The 23,762-nt window shown below is 54.7% G+C and carries 21 protein-coding genes and 1 tRNA gene; 13 read left to right on the top strand and 9 right to left on the bottom strand.

Annotated features, from left to right (window positions below):
• Positions 1 to 25: 25 nt before the first annotated feature.
• Both ACFPLB_RS05880 and ACFPLB_RS05875 read left to right on the top strand, forming a co-directional pair.
• A tRNA-Arg gene (locus ACFPLB_RS05880) sits at positions 26 to 102 on the top strand.
• 419 nt (positions 103 to 521) lie between these two features.
• Positions 522 to 677 carry a hypothetical protein gene (locus ACFPLB_RS05875; protein WP_378228438.1) on the top strand — a complete coding sequence of 52 codons (156 nt, stop codon included), beginning with the start codon at positions 522 to 524 and terminating at the stop codon, positions 675 to 677.
• 145 nt (positions 678 to 822) lie between these two features.
• Here the strand turns inward: ACFPLB_RS05875 and ACFPLB_RS05870 are convergent, their stop codons facing one another.
• Both ACFPLB_RS05870 and ACFPLB_RS05865 read right to left on the bottom strand, forming a co-directional pair.
• A complete protein-coding gene (locus tag ACFPLB_RS05870) occupies positions 823 to 1,254 on the bottom strand; it encodes a L,D-transpeptidase (protein WP_378228436.1) in 432 nt (143 codons plus the stop codon).
• Positions 1,255 to 1,523: 269 nt separating this feature from the next.
• On the bottom strand, positions 1,524 to 7,445 hold the full coding sequence (locus tag ACFPLB_RS05865) for a kinesin (protein WP_378228435.1): 5,922 nt from the start codon (positions 7,443 to 7,445) through the stop codon (positions 1,524 to 1,526).
• Positions 7,446 to 7,820: 375 nt separating this feature from the next.
• Here ACFPLB_RS05865 and ACFPLB_RS05860 point away from each other — a divergent pair, with 375 nt between their 5' ends.
• Complete coding sequence (locus tag ACFPLB_RS05860) at positions 7,821 to 8,135, top strand: histidine kinase (RefSeq protein ID WP_378228433.1); 315 nt, start codon at positions 7,821 to 7,823, stop codon at positions 8,133 to 8,135.
• Between the two features lie 154 nt (positions 8,136 to 8,289).
• Positions 8,290 to 8,610, top strand: a complete 321-nt coding sequence (locus ACFPLB_RS05855) for a 2Fe-2S iron-sulfur cluster-binding protein (RefSeq protein WP_378228432.1) — start codon at positions 8,290 to 8,292, stop codon at positions 8,608 to 8,610.
• 51 nt (positions 8,611 to 8,661) lie between these two features.
• Here the strand turns inward: ACFPLB_RS05855 and ACFPLB_RS05850 are convergent, their stop codons facing one another.
• Positions 8,662 to 10,161 carry an MDR family MFS transporter gene (locus tag ACFPLB_RS05850; RefSeq protein WP_378228430.1) on the bottom strand — a complete coding sequence of 500 codons (1,500 nt, stop codon included), beginning with the start codon at positions 10,159 to 10,161 and terminating at the stop codon, positions 8,662 to 8,664.
• A gap of 242 nt (positions 10,162 to 10,403) precedes the next feature.
• On the opposite strand from ACFPLB_RS05850, the gene folP reads away from it, so the two are divergent.
• From folP to folK, 3 genes are read left to right on the top strand one after another with little or no spacing between them, the layout of a single operon-like run.
• Positions 10,404 to 11,261, top strand: coding sequence for a dihydropteroate synthase (gene folP, locus ACFPLB_RS05845; protein WP_378228429.1), 858 nt, complete (start codon positions 10,404 to 10,406; stop codon positions 11,259 to 11,261).
• Positions 11,262 to 11,264: 3 nt separating this feature from the next.
• Positions 11,265 to 11,624, top strand: a complete 360-nt coding sequence (gene folB / locus ACFPLB_RS05840) for a dihydroneopterin aldolase (protein ID WP_378228428.1) — start codon at positions 11,265 to 11,267, stop codon at positions 11,622 to 11,624.
• Complete coding sequence (gene folK, locus ACFPLB_RS05835) at positions 11,608 to 12,120, top strand: 2-amino-4-hydroxy-6-hydroxymethyldihydropteridine diphosphokinase (protein ID WP_378228427.1); 513 nt, start codon at positions 11,608 to 11,610, stop codon at positions 12,118 to 12,120. The genes folB and folK overlap by 17 nt, the downstream gene beginning before the upstream one ends.
• Before the next feature lie 42 nt (positions 12,121 to 12,162).
• Here the strand turns inward: folK and ACFPLB_RS05830 are convergent, their stop codons facing one another.
• From ACFPLB_RS05830 to ACFPLB_RS05820, 3 genes are read right to left on the bottom strand one after another with little or no spacing between them, the layout of a single operon-like run.
• A complete protein-coding gene (locus ACFPLB_RS05830) occupies positions 12,163 to 12,711 on the bottom strand; it encodes a DUF924 family protein (protein WP_378228426.1) in 549 nt (182 codons plus the stop codon).
• Positions 12,712 to 12,753: 42 nt separating this feature from the next.
• Positions 12,754 to 13,458 (bottom strand): TIGR02281 family clan AA aspartic protease, encoded by a 705-nt coding sequence (locus ACFPLB_RS05825; protein WP_378228425.1) that lies wholly within the window; start codon positions 13,456 to 13,458, stop codon positions 12,754 to 12,756.
• Positions 13,455 to 13,691: a DUF1289 domain-containing protein gene (locus tag ACFPLB_RS05820; RefSeq protein ID WP_378228424.1), complete on the bottom strand. Its 237-nt coding sequence runs from the start codon at positions 13,689 to 13,691 to the stop codon at positions 13,455 to 13,457. The genes ACFPLB_RS05825 and ACFPLB_RS05820 overlap by 4 nt, the downstream gene beginning before the upstream one ends.
• A gap of 187 nt (positions 13,692 to 13,878) precedes the next feature.
• On the opposite strand from ACFPLB_RS05820, the gene ACFPLB_RS05815 reads away from it, so the two are divergent.
• The gene (locus ACFPLB_RS05815; protein ID WP_378228423.1) at positions 13,879 to 14,868 is read left to right on the top strand and encodes a nicotinate-nucleotide--dimethylbenzimidazole phosphoribosyltransferase; all 990 of its coding nucleotides are present in this window, start codon (positions 13,879 to 13,881) and stop codon (positions 14,866 to 14,868) included.
• A gap of 23 nt (positions 14,869 to 14,891) precedes the next feature.
• Here the strand turns inward: ACFPLB_RS05815 and ACFPLB_RS05810 are convergent, their stop codons facing one another.
• On the bottom strand, positions 14,892 to 16,412 hold the full coding sequence (locus tag ACFPLB_RS05810) for a sensor histidine kinase (protein ID WP_378228473.1): 1,521 nt from the start codon (positions 16,410 to 16,412) through the stop codon (positions 14,892 to 14,894).
• A 168-nt stretch (positions 16,413 to 16,580) separates the two neighbouring features.
• Here ACFPLB_RS05810 and ACFPLB_RS05805 point away from each other — a divergent pair, with 168 nt between their 5' ends.
• From ACFPLB_RS05805 to ACFPLB_RS05795, 3 genes are all read left to right on the top strand, one after another.
• Entirely contained in the window at positions 16,581 to 17,045 is a 465-nt protein-coding gene (locus ACFPLB_RS05805) for a thermonuclease family protein (RefSeq protein WP_378228422.1), read from the top strand.
• Positions 17,042 to 17,680, top strand: coding sequence for a uracil-DNA glycosylase family protein (locus ACFPLB_RS05800; RefSeq protein ID WP_378228421.1), 639 nt, complete (start codon positions 17,042 to 17,044; stop codon positions 17,678 to 17,680). Before ACFPLB_RS05805 ends, ACFPLB_RS05800 begins: the two co-directional genes overlap by 4 nt.
• Positions 17,681 to 17,889: 209 nt before the next feature.
• Positions 17,890 to 18,381, top strand: a complete 492-nt coding sequence (locus ACFPLB_RS05795; RefSeq protein WP_378228420.1) for an Lrp/AsnC family transcriptional regulator — start codon at positions 17,890 to 17,892, stop codon at positions 18,379 to 18,381.
• Positions 18,382 to 18,553: 172 nt separating this feature from the next.
• On the opposite strand, the gene ACFPLB_RS05790 is transcribed toward ACFPLB_RS05795, so the two are convergent.
• Entirely contained in the window at positions 18,554 to 19,105 is a 552-nt protein-coding gene (locus tag ACFPLB_RS05790) for a hypothetical protein (RefSeq protein ID WP_378228419.1), read from the bottom strand.
• Positions 19,106 to 19,407: 302 nt separating this feature from the next.
• Between ACFPLB_RS05790 and dksA the strand changes: the two genes are divergently transcribed.
• Entirely contained in the window at positions 19,408 to 19,824 is a 417-nt protein-coding gene (gene dksA, locus ACFPLB_RS05785) for an RNA polymerase-binding protein DksA (RefSeq protein WP_378228418.1), read from the top strand.
• An 84-nt stretch (positions 19,825 to 19,908) separates the two neighbouring features.
• Here dksA and ACFPLB_RS05780 read toward each other — a convergent pair whose 3' ends face one another.
• Positions 19,909 to 20,592 carry a hypothetical protein gene (locus tag ACFPLB_RS05780; protein ID WP_378228417.1) on the bottom strand — a complete coding sequence of 228 codons (684 nt, stop codon included), beginning with the start codon at positions 20,590 to 20,592 and terminating at the stop codon, positions 19,909 to 19,911.
• 536 nt (positions 20,593 to 21,128) lie between these two features.
• Between ACFPLB_RS05780 and cckA the strand changes: the two genes are divergently transcribed.
• Positions 21,129 to 23,741 carry a cell cycle histidine kinase CckA gene (cckA, locus tag ACFPLB_RS05775; protein ID WP_378228416.1) on the top strand — a complete coding sequence of 871 codons (2,613 nt, stop codon included), beginning with the start codon at positions 21,129 to 21,131 and terminating at the stop codon, positions 23,739 to 23,741.
• Positions 23,742 to 23,762 lie beyond the last annotated feature (21 nt).

Below are 23,762 nucleotides of genomic sequence, written 5' to 3'. Positions count from 1 at the left end.
AATCAAGTCTCTGTTATAAGTTCAGGGTCCCGTAGCTCAGCTGGATAGAGCACCGGCCTTCTAAGCCGATGGTCGCAGGTTCGAATCCTGCCGGGATCGCCATAAAATCAAGTATTTACAGTCACGGCTCTGATAAAGTTCCAACTGTATTTTTTAAACAGTTTCAACTCTTGCGATTTGTTTGTTCGTATTTCCAGAGCATTTCTTATTTTCACGAAAAACGGATGAAATGCTTCAAGCGCTTGTTTTAACCGCATTTGTGCTTGCGTCAGATGGTGCCATCCATACTCACAAAATGCTTTGGATTGGGAATTGTTGGGCGGTCTGTTATGTCACAGATATATAATTTGTGACGCGCCCGACCGTTTACAAGACACGATGCATAGCATGAATTTCTCATGCCAATTCTGGCGAATCATGAATGAGGAATTCTTATGAAGGCACCGATTTTCGCAATTGCTCTTGCTATGCTGGCCTGACCTTCTCTTGCGTGCACACTCGAAGAAGCTCAAGCCAAGGCAATGGAACTCTCAACCAGAATGCAAGAACTTGCCGCTCAGGATCCTCAAAAAGCTGCCGAAGTTGGCCAAAAGCTTTCGCAAGTTCAGACGCAGTCCGTGGCTGATGTTGAAGGGGCCTGCAAGCTTTATGACGAGATGCTGGCAGAATTTGAATAATTTGACACAAAAAATGGCCCTGCTTCGCGCAGGGCCATTTTTCTAGAGCATTTTGCAGCCAGATGGAAACATCTGGCGTCGCACAAATGCGGCTAAAACAAGAGCTTAGAGCATTTCATGCGCTTCCATGAAAACAGGAAATGCTCTAGCGACGGACAATAATCTTGACATTGTTCAAGCCTTCCCGCCGGGCCAACTCGAAGAAGATGGCGGCATTTTTGGGATGAAGGCGGATGCAGCCGGCCGATGCCGGGCGGCCAAGCTTGCTTGTCTGATTGGTGCCATGAACTGCATAATTGCCATTGTAAAAGACCGAATAAGGCATTGGTGCATTGTTGTAGCGACTTGATTTGTGGTTTTTGGAGAGCCATTTGGCCTTCCAGCTACCTGTTGGGGTAACCTTGCCACTTCGCGCTGTCGATACTTTCCAGCGCCCGATCACATTGCTGCGGTGGTGCACTGTCATGGTTTGAGTGGAGAGACTGACATTGGCAATCAGTGTCGCAGCAGATGCCGATATCGGATTTCCGGCCAGAAGCAGAGTGACCAATCCGAAAGAGAACAGAATATGTCTCATTAGATTTCTCCCAAGCTATCTTGAGGAATTTATCCCGGTGATCGTTTTGACAGGGTAAATAACTCAAGCCCCTCGTTTAAAGCGTGTTGTGATCTTTCAGTTTTCTCCTTGCGCTTTAAAACAAGAGCTTAGAGCATTTCGTCCAGTTTTAAAGAAACAAGAAATGCTCTTGCGTAGATGGTCACTGTGTTTTGGTGCAGATTCTATTGTGGCGAATCATAAAAAAGGGCAGGAAAGACCTGCCCTTTTTTAGTTCAGTGCGGTTTTTGTTACCGCAAACGTCCACTGGCATGGGCCAGCATGGTGTAGACCTTGCCCGTATCGGAGGTCAGATAAGTCTGCATCATGATGTTGTCGCGATCCGTGCGCGCAATATCCTTGAGCAGCTTTTCAAAATCCTCGCAATAGCGATCTACCGCGGCCCGAAACTCGGCTTCTGCCTGATATTTGCGGCGGATTTCGTCAAAGGTCTGCTGGCCTTTGAGCGTGTAAAGGCGTCGCGTAAATACATCGCGTTCACCACGCCGGTAGCTGTTCCACAGTTCAATTGACGCTTCATGGTCAATGGCTCTGGCAATATCCACTGACAAGGAATTGAGCGATTCCACGACATGCAGTGGTGAACGCTCAGAAGGCTTTACTGTGCGTGGTGCGTCACCTGCAGGGCGCAACGGCTCACTGCGGGAAGCGCCGCTGAGCAGATCACGGACCCAGCCACTCTGCGCTTGCTGGTTTTCAGATTGCTGCCCCTGTGGCTTTTGGCCCTGAATTATTGGGCGCGTGTTTGAAATATCTGATTTCGGCTCCGGATTTGCAGCCAGTGCACCGCGCAGCGCCGTTTCTTCAAGAACAGTCGGGTGTGGCTGTGAACCTGCTGGAGCAGGCCGCAGCGTTTGCCTGGCCGGGGCTGGAGCAGGGGTCGGAGCAGGAGATTGCTTCTGTGTTTCCGGGCGCAGACTGTTGTGTTGAGGAGCTTCCGGGCCGCGGCTGGATTTGCTGACAATTGCCGACAGTTCTTTCAAGGCGTTGATCTGTTCGGAAACGGCACGGCGAATGGCCGTGGTCGATTCCTTGGCTTCGGCGGGCATTTCCACCACGCCGCGCTTTAATTCGGCGCGGGTGATGTCCAGCTCGCTCTTGATGGCAGCGGCCGTGCGGCGCATTTCTTCGGTGGCGTCAGCAAAGCGTCTGGTTGCCGTTTCCACGACATCGCCAATCGAAGAGCGGATCTTGTCGGCTGATTCCAGTGTCTTGTTTTCAGCCGTCTGCAAGGTGCGCCCGACAAGAGATTCAAAGGATTTCATGACCTTTTCAAGGTCTTCCGACTTCTTCACCAGACCCACCGCCAGATCGTCGAGCGAGGATTGACGCTCCAGCGTATGTTCCAGATTGCTCTGTGCCGATCCCAAAAGTTCGGAGGCGCTGGACAGCAGGCGGCTATGCTCATCAAAGCGGGTGGCGATGGAGGCAACCTCACGCAAGGTGTTGGAGGACAGATCGGTGAGGCGCGTTGTGTTGGTTTCAACCAGACGCGCTGAGCTGGCAAAGGTTTGCGCCGCCTTTTCAGTGGTTGCGGCAAAGCTTTGCGTGCTGCCGGAAAGCTTTTCGTCAATCTCATTCAGATTGCTTGTTGCCCGTTCGATAAGCTGGCCCAGCCCCTGGCTGGAAGCACCAAGACGACCAATCAGATCATTGATGTCTTCAGCAAGATTGGCGCGGGCATTTTCCACCGCCGACAATGTTTCAGCAGTACGGCTGGTCAAGGCATTGGTGAGGCGGGCATTTTCCTGCCGCAGCTTTTCGGTGGCGTATTCGGTGGCTTCCTCCATGCTTTTTTGCAATTGTGAGCCGCCATCGGCAAAGCGCTCGACCAGCGGCCGGGCCGTCTCATCAAGAATGCGGGTGATTTCAGCCGAGCGCGAGGCCAGCATTTCATTCAGCTCGCGCGTATTGGAACCGATGGCTCTGGCTGCTTCATTGGTGCTTTGGCCAATGTGCTGACCAACGGCGCTGAATGTTTCAGCAATGGTGTTGGCACGGGCCACGAGCTGCTGTTCTGCTTGTGAAATCTGCTCATTGAGCTTTTCACCCATTGTCTCGCCAGACCGGGCGAGGCGGCCTTCAACGCTGGCAACCTCCTCGCCGATCCGGCTTGCAATATGGGCAGCGCCGGCAGCAAGACGTTCATCTGCACTGGCAAGTGTGGCTTCAATGGAGCGCGCCTGATCGGCAAGGGCTTTGCCTGTCTCGGCAGAGCGTGCAGCGACCTGACGCTCTGTCTGCTCAAAGGCCCCGATAATATTTTCAGCATGATGGCCGATACTTGCTGCCGTATCTGTAATGCGCGAGGCGATCCGGTTGTCGGCCTCATCGAAGACACGGGCAATTTCGCCAGCGCGACCGGTCAGGGTCTGAGACCCTTCTTCAATGCGGGCCATGAGCTTTTCATCTGCGGCGTCAAAGATGCGGCCAAGATCTGCTGCACGCGCAGCCAGCGCCTCGGCAGATTCGCCAATGCGTAGGCCAAGGCGGGTATCGGCATCTTCAAAGTTGCGCAAAATATCACCGGCGCGCGAGGCCAGAGACTGGGCCGTTTCAATGGCGCGCTGGGCAAGGCGCTGGTCGGCGACTTCAAAACTCTCAACAATCGACCCGGCTTTGGCCGCAAGAGTTTCAGCCGTTTCTTCAGCGCGGGCAATCAGCATGGAAGATGTGTCTTGCGCACGGTTGCTCAGGCGGCTTTCGGCCTCTTCAAAGGCCCGTGAGATATCTTGTGTGCGCAACAGTAGGGCGGCGGAAGTCTGTTCGGCGCGTTCGGCAATCTTGCGGTCGGCATCGGTCAATGCCATGCTGGCCTGCTCGTTAAGCATGGCGGTGATTTCCAGCACCTTGTCACGCAAGGCGCCTGCAACCGATACGGCACTGTTTTCAAGGGTGCCGCGAATATTCTCGACACCGAGTGAAAGGGCGCGCTCCATGGTGCCGGTGCGCTCTTCAATGATCCCGGTCTGGCGCTCAAAACTGTCTTCAATGCGCGCAATATCACCTGAAATCGCATCAGAAATACGTGAACTGGTGGTTGCGATGCGGCCAATATGGTCATCAACGGCCAGGTCGATTTCGCGGCGCACTTCGGCCAGTTTTTCAACCTGTCCGGTAACGACATGTTTAATCTGGCCATGGCTCAGGTGAATTTTTTCCAGATCATCCTCAAGTGCCTGCGACAGGGTATTGCGATCCGTAACCAGGCGCGCGGCATGCTGCTCGATAAGGCTGTTGACGCGGGTCAGTTCTGCATCGAATGTCTGCGAAATCCTTGCCCGCTCTTCAGCCATCTTGTCTGCCTGTTCAGCAATGGCCTGTTGAATGGCGCCAAGGTCGGCTCCCAGTGCCCGTTGCAGAATGTTGCGGCCTTCTGCCAGTTTTTCGACCTGTGTAACGACCAGCCCGTCAATATCGGTGTGGGCTTGCGACAGTTTGGCGAGATCGGCTTCCAGTGCCCGTTGCAGAATGTTGCGGCCTTCTGCCAGCTTTTCCACCTGCCCGGCAACCAGCCCGTCAATGCTGGAGCGGCTTTCGGCCAGTTTGGCAAGGTCATCTTCCAGCGTCCGCGACAGCGCAACGCGCTCCTGCATCAGCCGGTCGGCGTGAGCACCAACCAGATTGTTGACATTGCGCAGGTCCTCTTCAAGCGTGTGGGAGAAACGTTCTCTTTCACCGCCAAGCTGCTGTGATTGCTCGGCAATCATGTTGCGGATGGTGTCGAGATCGCGTTCGAGCGCATCCTTCAAAATGTCGCGCCCCTGAGCGAGTTTCTCAAGCTGGCTGGCGACCAGACCGTCAATGCTGTCGCGGCTCTCCGCCAGCCGGGCCAGATCTGCTTCCAGCGTCTGGGTAAGCAGATTGCGGTCGCCGGAAAGTTTTTCGGAATGCTCGGCAACCATGAGGTTGATGCTGGCAAGATCGGTCTCCATGGCGCGGCGTAGAATGTCGCGCCCTTGTGCCAGCTTTTCCACCTGCCCGGCAACCAGCCCGTCAATGCTGTTGCGGCTTTCCGCCAGCCGCTCAAGATCGGCTTCCAGCGCCCGTGTAAGAATGGTGCGGCCCTCGGCCAGCTTGCTGACATGGCTGGAAACCATTTCGTCAATATTTGCACGAGCTTGCACGAGTTTTTCAGAGTCTTCATGAAGCGACTGCGCCAATCGTGACCGGCTGGATTCGAGTGTTTCAAGGTGGCTGGCCAGCGACAGATCAATGGCGGTACGCGATTCATCGACCTTGCGCAGATCGTCTTCAAGCGCTTGTGAAATCAGGTTGCGGCCTTGCGTCAGTTTTTCGATCTGGCTGGAAACAACCGTGTCGATTTCGGCGCGGCCTTCGGCAAATTTCGACAGATCGTCATGCAGGGCTGCGGCCATGCGCTCGCGGCTTTGCGCCATTTCGGTGCTGTGCTGGCGGACCGCCTCATCAATACCGGCGCGCGCCTGAGCCAGCTTTTCAATATCGGCGTCAAAAGCGGAAGAAACAGTGTCGCGGGCAGCGTTGAGACTGCTGACAAAATCGCCAGCCCGGGATTCAAGCATGGTGGAGGTTGAAGAAATCAACCCGGCCATGCCTGTGTCGATCTGCTCGCGGCCCTGTTCGATGACCTGTGACAGGGAATCCTTGCCGGAATTGAAGGTTTCGGCAATGTCGCGGGTGCGATCAGCCAGAGTTTCATTGATCTGGCGGGCGCGGGCTTCCAGTGCGGCATTGAGTTTCTGGGTGCCGGTATCGAGCGCCTCGGCGCGGGTTTCAAACTCGCTGATCAGCGCCTGGCCACGCTCGGCCAGGGTGCGTTCAATGCCCGAAAGGCTGGCTTCAAATTCAGAGGTGAGGGTGCGGGCAGCCCCGCCCAGCAATGAGACCATGCCGGATGTGCGGTCGTCCAGAAGCTCGGTCAGTGAACGGGTGATGCCATCGGCGCTGTCGGTCAGCTTGGCAATGCGGGTGTCGAGAAGCGAGGCGAAGGCTTCACCCGAAGTCGACAGGCGATCGGTAATGGAATCCAGCCGGTTCTCGACGGAATCGAAAATCGACACAGAGCTTTCATTGATGCGGTCAATCAGACTGTCACCAGAAGAGGTGATGGTCATGGACAATTGGGTTGAAGCACCCATGATACTGTCACGAATGGCGTCGCCAGCAGAGCTGATTTCGTCACGCAATGTTTCATGTGCACCGGCAATTGAGGCGCGCATCCGTTCAGCATGGTCTGAAACGGCCTCGCGTTCGCTGCCCAGACCGTCAACCAGCGAGCGGATACGCGCCTCATTCTCGGAATAGGAGCGTTCGATCTGGTTGACCTCGCTGTGAACCAGCGTTTCCAGTTCGACAGCACGGGCAAGGGTGCGCTCAATGCCTTCGCCCATGGCGGCAACTTCACGGCGCACGGCCTGACCAAGCGCCATGACGCGATCTTGGGCAATGCTTTCAGGCTCGGCCAGACGAAACGCCATTTCCGTCATGGACTGGGCGGCAAGGCGCATTTCCTGCGCACGGCGCACCATGGCTGCAAATGCCCAGAACAGGATAATCGGCAAGATGGTGGCAAATGCCAGACCGATCAGTTGTGGCCGGGCAAGGAATTGTTCAAGTGAAGAGATGCGCCAGATTTCGGGGCCGACCATTATATTGGCAAAAGCAGCCGCACCGGCAATCCAGACAAGCGACAGCAGTGCAACCATCCAGTAAATGGTGTTGGGGGCGCGGCGGTTGAGAGCATGGAGAAGCGACTTGTAGTCCTTCTGGCGGTCGTCATTGGCCGGTGCAAAGCCGGCCGGCTGTGCTGGCTCGACAGGACGAAGATCGACGGGCGCTGGTTGTGGCTTATGGGATGCAGACGCTGGGGCCACAGGCTTTGAGGCTTGGGGTTTGGGGGGAGCGACTTTGTTGACAGTGGGCTTTTGCGCAGAAGAAGGAGCCTGCGGCTGTGGGGGGACCACAGGCTTTGCCTGCTTTTCCTGCGAATTGCGGCTTGCCCGGGCAAGCTCGTCTGCGGCCTCTGCAATCTGGGCTTCCAGATCGTCCATCGAGGCTGCAATATCAAGATCACCCAGATCGACAGCGTCCAGATCAAGTTCGAGGGCTTTTTCAAGCTCCTCGGCGACGTCCTTGTCGAGCGACTGTGCCGTTGTGATTTTCTTCGCCATGCCTTCGCTACCTTAGTACTAGCTGCGTGCTGCGTCTTGTTCTGGTTCTTTGAAACCCTGCAAAGAGGCCAATTATGGAAGCCCCGTATCGTAATGGCACAGGGGGGTAAATAAAATATGCATTTGCGCAAATGCGTAAAACTTTAAATATAAGGTTAACGACGACGTGATGCCAAAGTCGCAGAATCGGAGCCTTTTTGACATTATGCGTGTCGCAATCCTTAACCCGCCATCCACAGGCTTGCCCGTAAGCTGGCTGCTTGCGCTCTTCTGAAACGGGACCGTTCAGGTTTGCACAGATAGAATTGAGGTCGCAATAAGGGCAGGGGTATGGCCAATCTGGAAGATGGCGCTCAAAGCTGTGGGAAACTGTCTTTGAGTGTCGTAGATCGTGCTCATCTGGAACAGCAGACGATGGGTGACCGGCAATTGCAGCAAGAGGTACTGGGCCTGCTGGCGGGGCAACTGCGTTCGGTTTGCCAACATATGGTTCTTGCTTCGCCGCAGGAGCGAGCCAGATTGGCGCATGGGTTGAAAGGGGCGGCACTTGGGGTTGGCGCCTTTGCGCTTGCGCAGTGCGCGGATGCGGTGGAGCAGGAACCGGATGTGAAAAGACATCTGCACCAATTGGAGCAGGCTGCCGATACATTCCTGAATTTTCTGCCGCAGTTGACTTGGGGCGTGGAGTGATTATGTCGGCAATGATGCTTTTAAAAGCCTGTCTCGTAAAGCGTACCGCTTTTTTCTCAGATACTCTCTTTACGCTTTAACCCCTTGTTGTAGGAGCATTTGTGCTTGTGTCAGATGGTGCGATCCGTACTCACAAAATGCTTTAGGTGATGTGATGACCAAATTGTCCTTTATTGCCCATGATGGCACCCGTTTTGATGTCGAGGCTCAAAATGGCTCATCTGTGATGGAAAATGCCATTCGCAATTCCATACCGGGCATCGAGGCTGAATGCGGGGGAGCCTGCGCCTGCGCCACATGTCATGTCTATGTTGACGAGGCATGGACAGGCATTGTCGGAGAGCCGGAGGCAATGGAAGAAGACATGCTCGACTTTGCCTATGATGTGCGCCCGAATTCGCGCCTGTCCTGCCAGATCAGGGTTCGCGATGAGCTGGACGGGTTGGTCCTGTCCATCCCCGAACGTCAGGGCTGATTTTTTTAAAAAGCATTTAGTTGTCGGATGGTTGCATCTGACAGCAAAACTCTATTCGGGCATGATTGCAGGCGTGGTTGCTTCATAGCCGCGCAAGGGATTTTGCGGCATGAAGAAAAAGACGGCAAGGGCTGCAATCAGCATGATGCCTGAGGCCAGAAATATGATTGAAAACGATCCATGCGAGCCTGAAATTCCCGCTGTAGCCATGCCTTGACCAGTCATGCCTTCACCAGCCAGCGGAATATCATGGCCCAAAGCCAGCGCGCCAAGTGCGGCAACACCCAATGCACCACCCAGCGAGCGCAGGAATGTCAGCAGGCCTGTTGCAATGCCAAGGTCTTTTCTTTCAACCGCATTCTGCACGGAAACGGTCGTAACCGGGAAGATTGTACCAACGCCGATACCGACAATGGTGGTGGCGACTTCAACCGCCAGAAGACCGGCAGTGTCGGCAATATAAGCAAGAATGCCAAGACTTATGACCGAACCGGCAATCCCCAACTGGGCAATGCGTTTATAATTCTGGACGCGCGGAACAAGGCGTCCGCTTATACCGGCGCCCAGCGTTGTGCCCAGCAAAAGCCCGAACATCGCCAGGCCCGCATCACCTGGTGACAGCGCCAGCGTGGTCTGCAAGTAAACCGGAAGATAGACTGCAAGCCCGATGCTGCTTGCCTGTATCAGGAACATTGTTACCGTTCCGGCCAGCACGATGCGATTGCCCAGCACCTCCAGTGAAACCAGAGGTTCTTTGGCTCGCTGAAGCCTGAAGCCAAACAGGAACCAGAAAATGCCTGATCCCGCCATCAATGCCAGGATGTGCAAAGAGGTCCAGGCATAGGTGTTGCCACCCCAGTTAACGGCCAGCAGCAGCAAGGACGTGGCGATAATGAGCAACACTGCGCCCCAGCCATCGATATAGTGTCTGGTTCCGCTGACAGCGAGTTTTTTCAAAGGCTTGTTGATAACAGCAAGGGCAATAAGGCCCAGCGGCAGGTTGATCCAGAAAATGAGCGACCAGTGCAGATGCTCGGCAAATCCACCCCCCAGCAAGGGTCCGGCGATGCTGGCAACAGCCCATGTGCCGGAAATCCATGCCGCATAGCGGGCGCGCTCCAGCGGTGGCACGAGGTCGCCAATGACTGTTTGCGTCAAGGCAAACAACCCGCCGCCGCCAAGGCCCTGAATCGCACGCCCGATGATCAGGATCAGCATGTTCGGGGCCAGTGCGCAAATGATGGAGCCGGTCAGAAAGATAAGAATTGCCGAGAAAATAATGGGTCGGCGTCCATAAATATCCGACAGTTTTCCATAGAGCGGGGCGACTGCCGTGGCGGTCAGCAGATAGGCGGTCACTACCCAGGGCAGATATTCAGCATGGCCAAGTGCTGCCGCCATGGTTGGCATGGCTGGTGCGACGATGGTTTGATCAAGCGCCGCCAACAGCATGGACAAAAGCACACCGCCGATAATGACGTTCTTTTCACTGTCTTTCAGTGAAAAGCCAGGCGCGGCCTCTTGCAGCCGCCTGCTGGTTGGCTGGTCCATTATCATGCGTCTCCGGTTGGATACCCAAACTATGCGCGGCGTAAAAACTCAACTTTGCCTGACTGCCTTGTTCAGCCCTTTGCTGCGTTAAGGCAAGAGGTGCGCAAGCCTGTTTTCAAAATTTATGCCTTTAACACGATCAAATTCGATCCGGGTGTGGTTGTCTCTGGCTTCACCTTGGGTTACCCCGGCATTCGAGGCAATAAAAAGCACGCATTCGCCACAGGTTGAACGGCAGATATATGGCAAAGTGGCATCTGGCGCATGGTCGCCAAATCGAACTTGGAAAAAGCTCCGTAGTCATGGGCATTTTAAACGTGACCCCCAACAGCTTTTCGGATGGGGGGCGCTATGCTGCGCCTGACAAGGCGCTGATACAGGCCCGCACAATGGTCGCGCAAGGTGCGGCAATCATCGATGTGGGAGGCGAATCCACCGGCCCCAAAGCTGCTCCCGTCACGGCGCTGGAAGAACAAAGGCGTATTGTGCCGGTCATTGAGGCGCTGTCTGCGCTTGATAGCGTGCTTGTCTCTGTCGATACCTACAGAGAAGAGACGGCGCGGCTGGCGGTGAAGGCAGGCGCGCATATCGTCAATGATGTCTGGGGGCTTCAGAAAGAGCCGGGCATTGCTGCGGTGGCGGCAGAGGCTGGCGCCGGGCTGGTCATCATGCATACGGGCCGGGACCGCAAAAAACATGCCGATGCCCTAAAAGACCAGTTTTTGTTTTTGCGCCACTCGCTGGATATTGCCCGTAAAGCTGGCATTGATGACAGGCAGATCGTGCTGGACCCGGGGTTTGGTTTTGCCAAGGAAACACCGGCAGATAATATTGAATTGATGGTGCGATTTGAAGAATTGCACGCACTGGGCTTTCCGCTCTTGGCGGGCACATCGCGTAAACGCTTTATCGGTGCAATCACCGGCCGTGAAGACGCGCTGCAGCGAGATGCGGGAACCGCAGCCACCAGCGCTATCCTGCGCCTGAAGGGAGCCGCGCTTTTTCGTGTCCACAATGTCGCAATCAATGTGGATGCTCTGGCTGTTGCGGATGCTATTGTCGCGCATCGCTCTGGTTTGGCAGCTCATTTGGAAGACTAGAATATGTATATTATTCGCATGAAAAACTGTGCTTTTTTTGCACGCCATGGTCTGCTGGATGAGGAAGAGCGCCTCGGCCAGCGTTTTTATGTCGATGCGGTGCTGCATGTTGAGCCAGGCACAATGCTGGAATCGGTTTCGATGAACGAGACCGTGGATTATGGCGTCGCCTTTGAGGTGATTGAGGAAATTGTGACCGGTCGTCGGCATTTTCTGATCGAGACGCTGGCCTATGAGGTTGCCAAAGCCCTTGCCGCGCGCTTTCCCCAAATCCGGCATTCAGAAATTACAGTGCGCAAGCCCAATGCACCGGTTCGCGGCGTTCTCGATCATGTCGAGGTGAGTGTTGCCTGGCCTCAATAAGCGCGTTTTTTTAAGTCTTGGCGGCAATCTCGGCGACCCGGAACAATCCATGGCTGCCGCCCTTGTCGCCCTTGATGCGCATGCGTCTGTGCAGGTGGTCAATGTCTCGTCGCTTTATCGCACCCGGCCATGGGGCAGGCTGGATCAGCCTGATTTTTTAAATGCTGCGGCCGAGCTTTCAACCGTGTTGCAGCCGTTGCCATTCTTGAAACTGTGCCTTGAGACAGAGCGCAAATTAAAACGTGTGCGTCAGGAGCGCTGGGGCCCGCGCCTGATCGACATCGATATTTTGATGTTTGACGATTGCATCATTCAGGAAGCGGGACTGGAAATCCCGCACCCGCGGATGCTGGAGCGCGCCTTTGTGCTGGCGCCGCTGGCCGAGCTTGCGCCTGATCTGGATACAGGCGGCAAGCCGGTTAGTCAAAGATTGGCAAAGATGGATATTTCCGGTGTCGAGCGGCTGGATTCAGGCCGCAACTGGTGGCGTAATTAGCGCATTTCTTGTTTTCACAGAAACGGATGAAATGTTCTAAATTCAGCCAGCAAAGCCGCCGCCATCGAGAAACATCTGTTCCTGTTCTGTCGTTTTACGCCCAAGCGGGCCGTTGCGATGGGGAAAACGGCCAAAACGCTCGATAATGTCGTAATGATCCACCGCATATTTCAAATAGCTGGCCGCATTGGCCTCGTGCAGATCAACCGAGCGCTTCTGGTCGTCCATATTTTCCGAATGCTCATAGGGCAGATAAAAGAACACGCGAATCTGTTCATCGACAGCCATGTCATGCCCGGCCTTGATGGCTTGCGTCGCGTAATGGCGCGCCAGAGAATCGGTGGCAAACATATGGCCGGTGCCGCGAAAGCAATTGCGCGGAAACTGATCGAGCAGGATCATGAGGGCAAGTGCGCCTTCTGCATCATCCAGCCAATGGCCCAGTTCACAGCGCGCCGCAGCATAGTGCAGATCAAGAAAACGTGAGCGGAATTCACGATCAAAAGCATCGTTTTTGGCAAACCATGCTTCAGGTCCGGCCTCACGCCAGAAATCTGTGACGCTGCGCGGATCTATGGTTGAAATATCCATCTCGATTCCTTTTGTTTTGGGCTTTTGAGTTTAAGCAAAAAATCAATCGCGCAAAATCATGCGGTCGCCGCGCACATCAAAGCCCGATAGCGAGCCAATAAAATTCATGCCAAGCAGGCTTTGCTGAAGCGCGCCGGGTGCGGCGACAAGCACAGGCAGATTGCGGCGTGTGATATTGCCAATAGTGATGTCATCGACCCGTATGGCTGCGGCATTTGCCGTGCCGTTGGCGGTTGAAACCTGCACCGTGTAATGCAGGGATTGAGGATCAAAACCGATAGCGCGCGCAGCTTCGGAACTGAGCACGGTGGTGGTGGCGCCTGTGTCAATGATGGCCTGCACTGGCTTGCCGTTGACTTCCATACGCACTGCGAAATGACCATTGCGCCCTTTATCCAGCACTACGGTGGCGCGACCATCCTCAAGTCCGAGCATCAAAGGGCTGCCGGGGATAAGGCCAGCGGTGATGCGGCTGCCAAAATCCTGTATTTCATAGCGGTATTGGTAGCCTGCCACCAGCGCCAGCACGATCAGAACCCACAGACCAAGACTGCGCGCCATTTCACTTACGCGGTGGCCGGAGCCCAGCAGCCCTGCGCCAATGACAGTGGCCAGTATGCCCAACCAGATCAGATTGGCAAAATCCTCATTGAGAAAGCCAAGCGTTGTGCCCGATTGAGTGTTGAACATCAAAATAAGTGCGGCGCCGGCGATGATGGCCAATATGATCCACAGCATACGACTCATTTGGACGTTTCCGCACGTTCGCGTGCCAGGCGGGCGCGATATGTTTCGCGCCGGGGCTTACGCTCAACCGTTTCAAGCCGGGCGGAAAGTTCTGCCATGATTTGGCTGCGCTGTTGCCCGGTGAAAGAAACCCAATTTGAAATTTCGTTTTGCGTGCGACCGCAGCCGAAGCAATAGCCGGTTTTCAAATCTATTGAACAGACAAGGATGCAAGGCGATTCGATTGCCGTCATGATTGCTTTCTATTCTCTTTTGAATGGGAAGCGTATTTCTTCCACATGGTGCACCCTGCCTGTCGATGCAAGCCTTTCTGCTTGCGTCGCTTCATTGTACGGATTGCGTCGTTTTGGCAGTGGCAGTTGTCAGCAAGATGGGAGAGGGCTATGCGAACGACAGATTTGCAAGGTGGAGCCGGTTCCCATGGTCAGCGCATTGCCATTTGATGATTTTCGCACCCTTTTTGACAGGTTGCCCGAACCTGACGAGATAATTGAAAAAGATATTCGCAAGATTTTTTCCAGGGCAACTCTGGCGCAAGGCCCGCTTGGGCAGATGGAAGATATGGCTGCGTGGTTTGCCAGTTGGACAGAGCGCCCGCGCCCGCAGGTAATGCGCCCTCTGGTGGCCATTTTTGCCGGAACCCATGGTGTGGCGGCGCATGGGGTTTCGCCGCGTCCTGTTACAGCCACACAAGAGGCCGTGGAATTATGCACGGCCGGTGGTGCAGCCATCAACCAGATCTGTCTGACCTATGATCTGGGCCTAAAAGTGTTTGATCTGGCGCTGGATTTGCCAACGGGCGACATTATTGCTGAACCGGCACTGGATGAGCGCGGCTGTGCGGCCACCATGGCCTTTGGCATGGAAGCCATTGCCGGTGGTGCAGACCTGCTTTGCCTTGGTGATATGGGGGTTGGCAATACAACTGTGGCCGCTACTTTGCTGGCGGCATTGTTTGGCGGGCAGGGGCGCGATTGGGTTGGTGCGGGAAGTGGCGCCGATGAAGCAGGCATTGCGCGTAAAATACAGATTGTCGATCAGGCGCTGGAGCTTCACGGGCCTTATCTTGATGATCCGCTGGAGGCGCTGGCGCGTGTTGGCGGTCGCGAATTTGCAGCCATTGCAGGGGCAATTCTGGCCGCGCGCATGGAGCGTATTCCGGTTTTGATCGATGGTTTTGCGGCCATTGCTGCCGCAGCCGTTCTGCACAAGGTCAAACCCGGCGCGCTTGACCATTGCCTTGTAGCCAGCCTGTCACCGGAGCCGGGGCATGAGCGGGCACTGGCGTTTTTAGGTATGAAGCCGGTGCTTGATCTGGGGATTGGCCATGGGCAGGCTGTGGGGGCGGCCCTTTGCGCCGGATTGGTCAAAGCCGCAACGCAGATGGCCTCAGGCATGGCAGTAGCGTAACAACGTAATAATAAAGTTGGAATCTACCATCTGGAATTGGCGGCAAGCGCAGTTGGAAAGGCGGCCTGCTCTTCCATGACGCGCGCCGGCGGGAAGATGGCGATTGCTTCTGCCCCTTCGCGCAATTGGGAATGCAGTTCAAATGTGCCGCCATGCAGGGCGATCAGCCCCTGTATGATGGGCAGCCCCAGACCGGTTCCCTGTTCAGCGCTCTTGATGGCGATCGCGCCCTGACCAAAGGCCGACAGGACGACGGAAAGTTCGTCGGGTGCAATGCCGGGGCCATTATCCTTCACCGAAATATATTGCCCGCCACCAGCCGTCCAGCCAACACGAATGCGAATTTCTCCACCAGAAGGTGTAAACTTGATGGCATTTGAGAGAAGGTTCAGCAAAATCTGGCGAATGGCGCGCTCATCGGCAAACAGATACGGCAATGCCTGCTCATAATCCTGAATGATCTGGATGTTTTTATTGTGCGCCCGCAGTTCCACCATATGGCAGCAGTCGCTGGCCACCCGGGCCAGATCGACCGGCTCTTCCTGAAGCTGATAGCGTCCGGCCTCGATGCGCGACAGGTCAAGAATTTCATTGATGAGATTAAGCAGATGCTGACCGGACTGGTGGATGTCGCTGGCATAATCCTTATAGGTTGTGTTGCCCACCGGTCCTAAAACCTCTTTGGCCATGACTTCGGAAAAACCGAGAATGGCGTTGAGCGGCGTGCGCAATTCATGGCTCATGGTCGCAAGAAACCGTGACTTGGCCATATTGGCCTCTTCGGCGTGGTAGCGGGCTTCATCAGACATGGATTTGGCGGTTTCCAGATCAACGATGAGCGAATCCTTTTCCGAGCGGAAGAAAAGCAGCATGAGATTTGAGCGCTGCAGGTGATGGGCAATATAAGACAGGAAGGGCAGGGCGATGATCAAAAGTCCAAGCATCATCATCTGGCTGACAGGCATCGGCCAGCCGAAAGCATAGGCAATTGCAGCTATGGGCAGGATAAAGGTGGCCAGCAAGGCCCCTTTGAGAGAAGAGGTTATGAGTGCCGTGATGGCCATGGCCACAAGCAATATAACAGCCTGTAGGATGGGAAACTGACCCGCAGCACAAGATGGGCAATCCAGTATGGGAAAAACAACCCAGCCAAAGCCTGAAAGCGTGTGGGCAATCAAAAAATGCCGTTTTGTCCGGGCCGGATTGATAAGGGCGGGGTCAGTCTTGTTGACATGTCGGGCCTGCACCAGAACTGTCAGGTTGAACAGCAGGGCCAGACCGCCCCATGCCAGCATCTGATGGCCTGCGCCAAGAGCCATTGCCCCAAAACTTGCCAGAAGGATGAGACCCGGAAGATAAAAGGCACCATCGACCATGGCGTGTGCATGCAATTTCAGCATTTCACGGTCGAAATCGGGATTGCCTGCCTGCTGCGCCAGATGATCGCGGGCTTTGCGCACAGCACGGGCTACATCGCTGTTGCGATGCGGTTGGCGGCGGTCCACAATGTTCTTGTCCGCTGAAGTTGAGTGGTTCAACAGCATGAAAAGCTTCAATCTATGCAGCAGCATGAACAAGCGATAATAGGGCTGAATGTTTAAGACTTTGTTTGCCATATGACTATGCGTGTCCATCGTCTCCGGCCACGCCGCAAGCCGGTCCGGCACAGGTCGGCAAAGCGCAGCCCGACAAGGCGGTTTCTGGATTATGGCATGGCCTTTGCACTCTTTGCTGTGCTGGCTGTTGCTGTTTCATGGCTTGATCGGGAAAATATACGCATATCGCAAGGCACGGCCCGGATCGTTGACGGCGATTCCATCGAGCTTGATGGCCAGCGCATCCGTTTGCTTGGCATTGATGCGCCTGAATATCGGCAAAATTGCACCCGCAATGGACGCCAATATCCATGCGGAAAACAATCCCGCGCATTCCTGTTGCAATTGACCCAAAACAAGACCGTGACCTGTCGCGGCGCCAAAAATGATCAATATGGGCGCTTTCTGGCCAGTTGCGAGGCCGGGGGCGCAGATCTTAACCGCCTGCTGGTGGCTGAAGGCTGGGCGGTTGCCTATGGTGATTTTGAGGATGAAGAAAAGGCTGCCCGTAAAGGCAGGCGTGGCATGTGGGCTGGTGAATTTGAGCGGCCACGCCAATGGCGCGACCGGCAAAGCCGATGAGGCGAGCAAAAACCGGACCAGATGAGGCTTTGGCGCTGTTGACCCGGAAGGCAAGGGCCTGTCGCCTTTGCGTGGAAAATCCGATCGGCAAACCATTGCCGCATGAACCGCGCCCGGTTTTGACCCCGTCGTCAACAGCGCGCATTTTGATTGCCGGTCAGGCTCCGGGCACAAAAGTTCACTTGAGCGGCGTGCCCTTTACCGATGCCTCGGGGGATCGCTTGCGCATCTGGCTGGGGGTTGGTTGCGCAGAATTTTACGATTCGGATAAATTCGCCATCCTGCCAATGGGATTCTGCTTTCCGGGGCAGGATGCCAAAGGCAGCGATCTGCCGCCGCGCCGGGAATGTGCACCGGCATGGCGGCATGAATTGATGGCATTGATGCCGCAGGTCGACCTGATCCTGGCCGTCGGCCTTTATGCCCAGAAATGGCATATGGGACCGTTGCGTCAGCCATCATTGACAGAAACGGTGAAGGACTGGCGGGCAATCTGGCAAGCGCAAGGCCGGGTCAAGGTGCTGCCGATGCCGCATCCTTCCTGGCGCAATTTGGCCTGGCTGAAGCGTAATCCATGGTTTGAGAAAGAGTTTTTGCCTTTTCTGCAGGAAGAAATTCGTCAACGGATCGGGTGATGTATGAGAATAATTCACTCTTAATTGGCATGTAAGGCGGAATTTATTTCTTGTTTAATTCAGGATTCTGGCCGAGAACCGGACAGGATTTCTAAAGCGAGCCGCTCTTCATTTCAGAGGAGCCTGGCCCGCTTCAGGTCTTTGTTTTGCGCATGTCTTGATCCCGAAACTGGTTCCAGTTCGGGAGACGGGTTTTAAAGGGACTGCTGATGGACCGCCTCGACCGAAAAATTCTGCGCCTTTTGCAGGAAGATGCGACACTGGCTGTGGCCGATATTGCCAAAAGGGTGGGCCTGTCCACCACACCCTGCTGGCGGCGCATTCAAAAGCTGGAGGAAGAGGGCGTTATCAAACGGCGCGTGGCGCTGATTGACCCGGCAAAAGTGAATGTGCGCGTCAATGTGTTTGTCTCTATCCGCACCAAATCACACAACCATGAATGGTTGCTGAGGTTTTCAGAAGTGATTCAGGAATTTCCGGAAGTGGTCGAATTTTATCGCATGAGCGGCGATGTCGATTATCTTTTGCGGGTCGTGGTGCCTGATATTGCCGCCTATGACGCCTTTTACAAGCGCCTGATCGCCCGAATCGAGATTCATGACGTGTCCTCTGCCTTTGCCATGGAGCAGATCAAGAGCACGACAGAATTGCCGCTCAATTATATGGTTCTCGATAGGGAAACGGGCGATAGCGCTGGCTGACAAGACAGCTTTTAACCGCCTTTGTGCTTGCATCAGATGGTGTCATCTGATGCAAGCACAAAGGTTTTAAAGCGTGTCGCTTTTCTTTCAGATTCACGCGACCCGCTTTAAATCTTTATTTTTACGCATGTCTTTATCTCGAAACTGGTTCTCAAGTCTCGAGAGACAGGCTTTAGTTGCGGGCAAGTTTGCCCACGGGCTTTTCACCGACGCGCTTCAAATTCATGCCGATAACCGGCACGACCTGTTTATCGACCTTGACGGAAACGGTCACAATCATCGAATCATCATCGGGAATGCGCGCCTGCATCACGCCGTCGAGCTGTTTGCGGTTAATGGCAAAGACGACTTTGCGCGGGTCGACATTGCCAGCCACAATATCAAGCCCTTCCCCGGACGCGCCGCCCATGAAGGACCCCTTATAGCCGCTGCGCCCCTTATGCTCGACAATTGCCGTCATTTTCTGGGTGAAAACCCCAACACGGCAGGAGCCGTCAAGCGTCATGCCGGTTTTCAATTCAGGCGATGAACCTTGAAAGGAGCAGGTAAAACGGGTGCCCTTGTATTTGCCGGCAACGATTTCGCCCGGACCCGTCCATTTGCCTTCAACAGTCTGAAAAAACTGCTTGTCGCTTTCCCCGGCAAAGGCTGAGCCGGGAAGGCTGGCCATTGCCGTGACAGCCATCATCAATGGCAGCGTGGAAGACACGATTACGCTTTTCATCAAAACACCCGGCTACACATTATTTGAGAAAATCTCATATGGACCATGGGCAAGAATGGTTAACGGTTTCTCAAGGCCGGTCGACAAACTGACTTTTTGAACCAGATCAAGATTTTTCATGTTTCCAAACAAACAGATGAAGGGCTTCCATGAAATTATGGCCGATGGCGGTGCTGCAAAAGGTTGGACTTATCAACAAAACCCTTGTCACAGCTTTGTGTGAATAGGTGACTACAGGCTTGTGCGGCGCTCTTTCGGTGAATATATAGGCGCCAATCCTTGGGGGCTGTTGGGTGAGTCGAATGAAACAAAACCTTACTGCCGAATATGTGCCTTCTGATGACGAACCGTTCATGAGTGAGCGGCAGAAGTCTTATTTCCGCAACAAACTTGTTGTCTGGAAAAATGACATATTGCGCGAAGCGCGCGAAACGCTTGAAATCCTTCAGCAGGAAAACGCCAATCTTCCCGATCTTGCGGATCGTGCCTCTTCCGAGACTGACCGTTCTATCGAATTGAGGGCGCGTGATCGCCAGCGCAAGCTGATTTCAAAGATTGATTCGGCATTGCAGCGAATCGATGAAGGCACTTACGGCTATTGTGAAGAAACGGGGGATCCTATTTCCCTTAAGAGGCTTGATGCACGACCGATCGCGACCTTGTCGATCGAAGCGCAGGAACGCCATGAGCGTCGTGAAAAAGTCTATCGCGACGACTAAAAGCTATGCTCTGGGTTTTTCCGGAAACAGTAAAAAAGGCCGCGCCTGAAAGGACGCGGCCTTTTTATTATAAAATATTTTAACCTATCGCCTGGTGTTGGATAATTCGCCAAGCAGCCTCGACATTTCATCATCCGGTGTCGGTGCCGAAGCGGCCACATTGGGCGCCGGGTCACCAAGCGAGAGCGCCAGTTCATTGGCCAGCGAGGCATCGAGTGCTGCTTCTGACACCTGCATTCGCTGGTCGGGTGCAGGTATATTTGCCGATGGTGGTGTGGGCTGCGCCTGTTCAACAGGTTTTGCAGCAGGCTGTGGCGGCAAAGGCTGGGACTGGGCTTGCGTCTGGGGCTGGGGAGCAGCAACGCGCGCAGGGCGCTGAGGCGCAACCGGCGATATACGCGGCTGTGACGGTGGCTGGACTGGCCGGGGTTGCGGGGCAGGGGCTGGTGCTTGTGTCATCACCGGTTCTGTGCGCTTGGCTCCGGCCAACCGGATTTCGCGCTCGACCACCAGATCGGTGGGGCCGCCAATCAAGATAAGATGCTCTACATCGTCGCGGCGCACCAGAACCAGACGTCGGTGGCTGTCGATAGCTGTTGCGTCCATCACAGCCAGACGTGTCTTGCGATTGCGACCGCCCGAGATGAATGTGCCGAAATTCATGCGACGAATCATCTTGACGACGATCAGCAGCAGGATGAGCAGAACCAGCGCTGCAATGATCCACAAAATCACGGACCCATAGGCGCTATCAATAAATTCAGACATCGGTATCCCCGAATATAGCCGTAAAAAGAAAAAGACAGTAGAACGTGGCCTTGCCTCGCGACAAGCAACCTTTTTGGTTTCTGCGCCATCAGATGGAGAAACGGCCATCAAAAGGCGCGATTAAAATGCTCCAGAGTTGCTCCTTGCGGCTTTTCGGGGCAAGGAGAGGAGCGGATAACCAGCTTGAACCGATTGCCGCATGTCTTTTAGAGCATTTTGTGAGTACAGACGGAATCGTCTGGCGTCGCAGAAATGCGGCTAAAACAAGAGATTAGAGCATTTCATCCGTTTCCATAAAAACAAGAAATGCTCTAAAAGTAAAAATCACTTTTGAGGTGAAGATATGCGTAAAAACAGGGTATGAGAGCATTTTGCTGTCGGATGGAATCATCTGACGTCGTACAAATGAAGATAAAACAAGAGCTTAGAGTATTTCGTCTCTTTTTTTATGGAAACATGAAATGATCTGAAGCCTCAATTGCGAATCTGAAAGATCGCAGCAGGCTTTGAGACAGAAGTCGTTAAGCAGGGGGCAAATGGCCAAGGAAGTGCGCGGCGATTTCTATCCGGTGCCGATGGTAGATCAGAATATGCGACCGGGGACGGTCGCGCGCCTGATCATTTTCATTCTTGTTCTCATCATCTCGGCCGTGCTGTTTGGGCTGTTTCGGGAACGTTTCGGCGATCCGTTCCTGCTTGGAATGCTGGGCGTTCTGGCGATGATCGGCGTCGGGTTCTTGTTCGCCACAGCCATGGGCTTTGTCCAGATCGCCCCGCGCTCGACCGGAGACGAGCTTTCCAAGGCTTTTGTCGATTCCATGGCGCAGGGCCTTGTTGTTACAGATGTGAAAAACCGCATCATCTATGCCAACCGGGCCTATGCTGACATGACGGGCGCAACCTCTGCTGCTGATGTGCGCACGGTTGAGGGGCTGTTGTCGGATATGCCTGAGGCTTCGCCTGTGATTCACAGGCTGGTATCCGGTCTGCGCGATGGCCAGCAAGGTGATGGCGAGTTTCGCCTGGGGCAGGCCATTCGTCCCGGGTCTGGTTCGGCCGCAGATCCCGGCGCTCACTGGTATCGGGTGCAGGCCCGTTCATTTCGTATGCCGGGGCAGCGCCAGCCGCTGAATGCGTGGAAACTGGCCGATATTTCACGCGAACGTGAAGAGCAGGAACGCTTTTTCCTCGATCTGCAAAAGGCCATTGATCACCTTGACAATGCACCTGCCGGTTTCTTTTCCACCGATCAGGAAGGCCGGGTTACCTATATAAATGCCACGCTGGCCGGATGGCTGGGCATTGATCTGGCAAGTTTTACGCCCGGATCGGTGTCCTTGTCTGATTTCGTGGCGGGAGATGGCATGGCGCTGGTCAATTCGGTCCGCCCCGAACCTGGAAAAGTGCGCAATGCCGTCATCAATTTTGACCTTACCACGATGAAGGGTGAGGCGCTGCCGGTGCGGTTCTTGCATCGGGTAACCGCGACAAAGGATGGCCATGTGGGGCCTGCCCGCACCATCGTTTTGAACCTGAATGAAGGCGAGGACGCTTCTGCTGATTTGCGCGCTTCGGAAGTCCGTTTCACACGCTTCTTCAATTCCACGCCCATGGCGATTGCCGGTGTTGATAAGGAAGGCAGGATCTTGCGCACCAATGCGCCATTTCTGTCCCTGTTCGGCTCTGAGGTGGATCGTGATGCGCTGGACCGGCGCGTCAGGCTGGACACCGTCATTTGCGAGCGTGACCGGCCGGCCTTTGCGGCTGCGCTGGAAAAAGCGCGTCAGCGGCAAGCCGATATTGCGCCGATCGATACCATGCTGCCAGGCAATGAGGAGCGCCATATTCGCTTTTACGTCAATGCGGTTGCCGATGGCGACGGGGCAGAAGAGGCAGCCATCGTTTACGCCGTTGATACGACCGAGCAAAAGGCGCTGGAAGCGCAGATGGCGCAAAGCCAGAAGATGCAGGCGGTGGGCCAGTTGGCTGGCGGCATTGCCCATGATTTCAACAATGTTTTGACAGCCATAATCATGGCGTCGGACCTGTTGCTGACAAATCATCGCCCATCCGATTCGTCCTTCCCCGACATCATGAATATCAAGCAGAACGCCAACCGCGCCGCCTCGCTGGTGCGCCAATTGCTGGCCTTCTCGCGCAAGCAGACGCTGCGCCCCGAAGTGCTGACCCTGACGGATGTTCTGGCTGACTTGCGCATGTTGCTGGCGCGCCTGATTGGCAATGATATCAAGCTGCAAATTGATCATGGCCGCGACCTGTGGCCGGTCAAGGTCGATATTGGCCAGCTTGAGCAGGTGATCGTCAATCTTGCCGTTAATGCGCGTGATGCCATGCCCGAAGGCGGCGCGTTAACAGTGCGCACCCGTAATGTGACCGAAGACGAGGCCAAGGCCTTCCAGTATCGTGAACTGGAAGCAAGTGACTATGTGCTGGTCGAGATCGAGGACAATGGCAGCGGCATTCCCCCCGATATATTGAAAAAGATTTTTGAACCTTTCTTCACGACCAAGGATGTGGGCAAAGGCACGGGCCTTGGTCTTTCCATGGTTTACGGCATCATCAAGCAAACCGGCGGCTTTATCTTCTGCGATTCGGAAGTGGGCAAGGGTACGGTTTTTCGCATCTTCCTGCCGCGCTATATGCCCGAAATTGTGGCGCAACCCGCAGCAGATACAGAGCAGAAAATTCTGACTGGAGATGCAGATAGCCAAAAAATTGCTGCGCCGGTCAAGGTCGTCGATACTGTCAAAGACCTTTCAGGTTCGGCAACAGTTCTGCTTGTCGAAGATGAAGATGCGGTGCGCATGGGCGGCGTGCGTGCGCTGACCTCGCGCGGCTATACGGTGCATGAGGCATCATCGGGTGTCGAGGCGCTGGAATTGTTTGCTGAGCTTGATGGCAAGGTGGATATTGTCGTCTCCGATGTCGTCATGCCTGAAATGGATGGGCCAACCTTGCTGGGCGAATTGCGCAAGCGCCAGCCTGACATCAAGTTTGTGTTTGTCTCCGGCTATGCCGAGGATGCATTTGCCAAAAATCTGCCTGAAGATGCACAGTTTGGTTTTCTGCCCAAGCCGTTTTCGCTCAAGCAATTGGCAACCGTGGTCAAGGAAGTTCTGGAAGCCTGAACCGCGCAAGTTCTGTTTAAA

Origin of the sequence: Aquamicrobium segne (assembly GCF_042656785.1) — a bacterium.
GTDB classification, from domain to species: domain Bacteria; phylum Pseudomonadota; class Alphaproteobacteria; order Rhizobiales; family Rhizobiaceae; genus Mesorhizobium; species Mesorhizobium segne.
The sequence above is the reverse complement of the archived record's forward strand: the minus strand, read 5'-3'. Positions and strand labels throughout refer to the sequence as shown.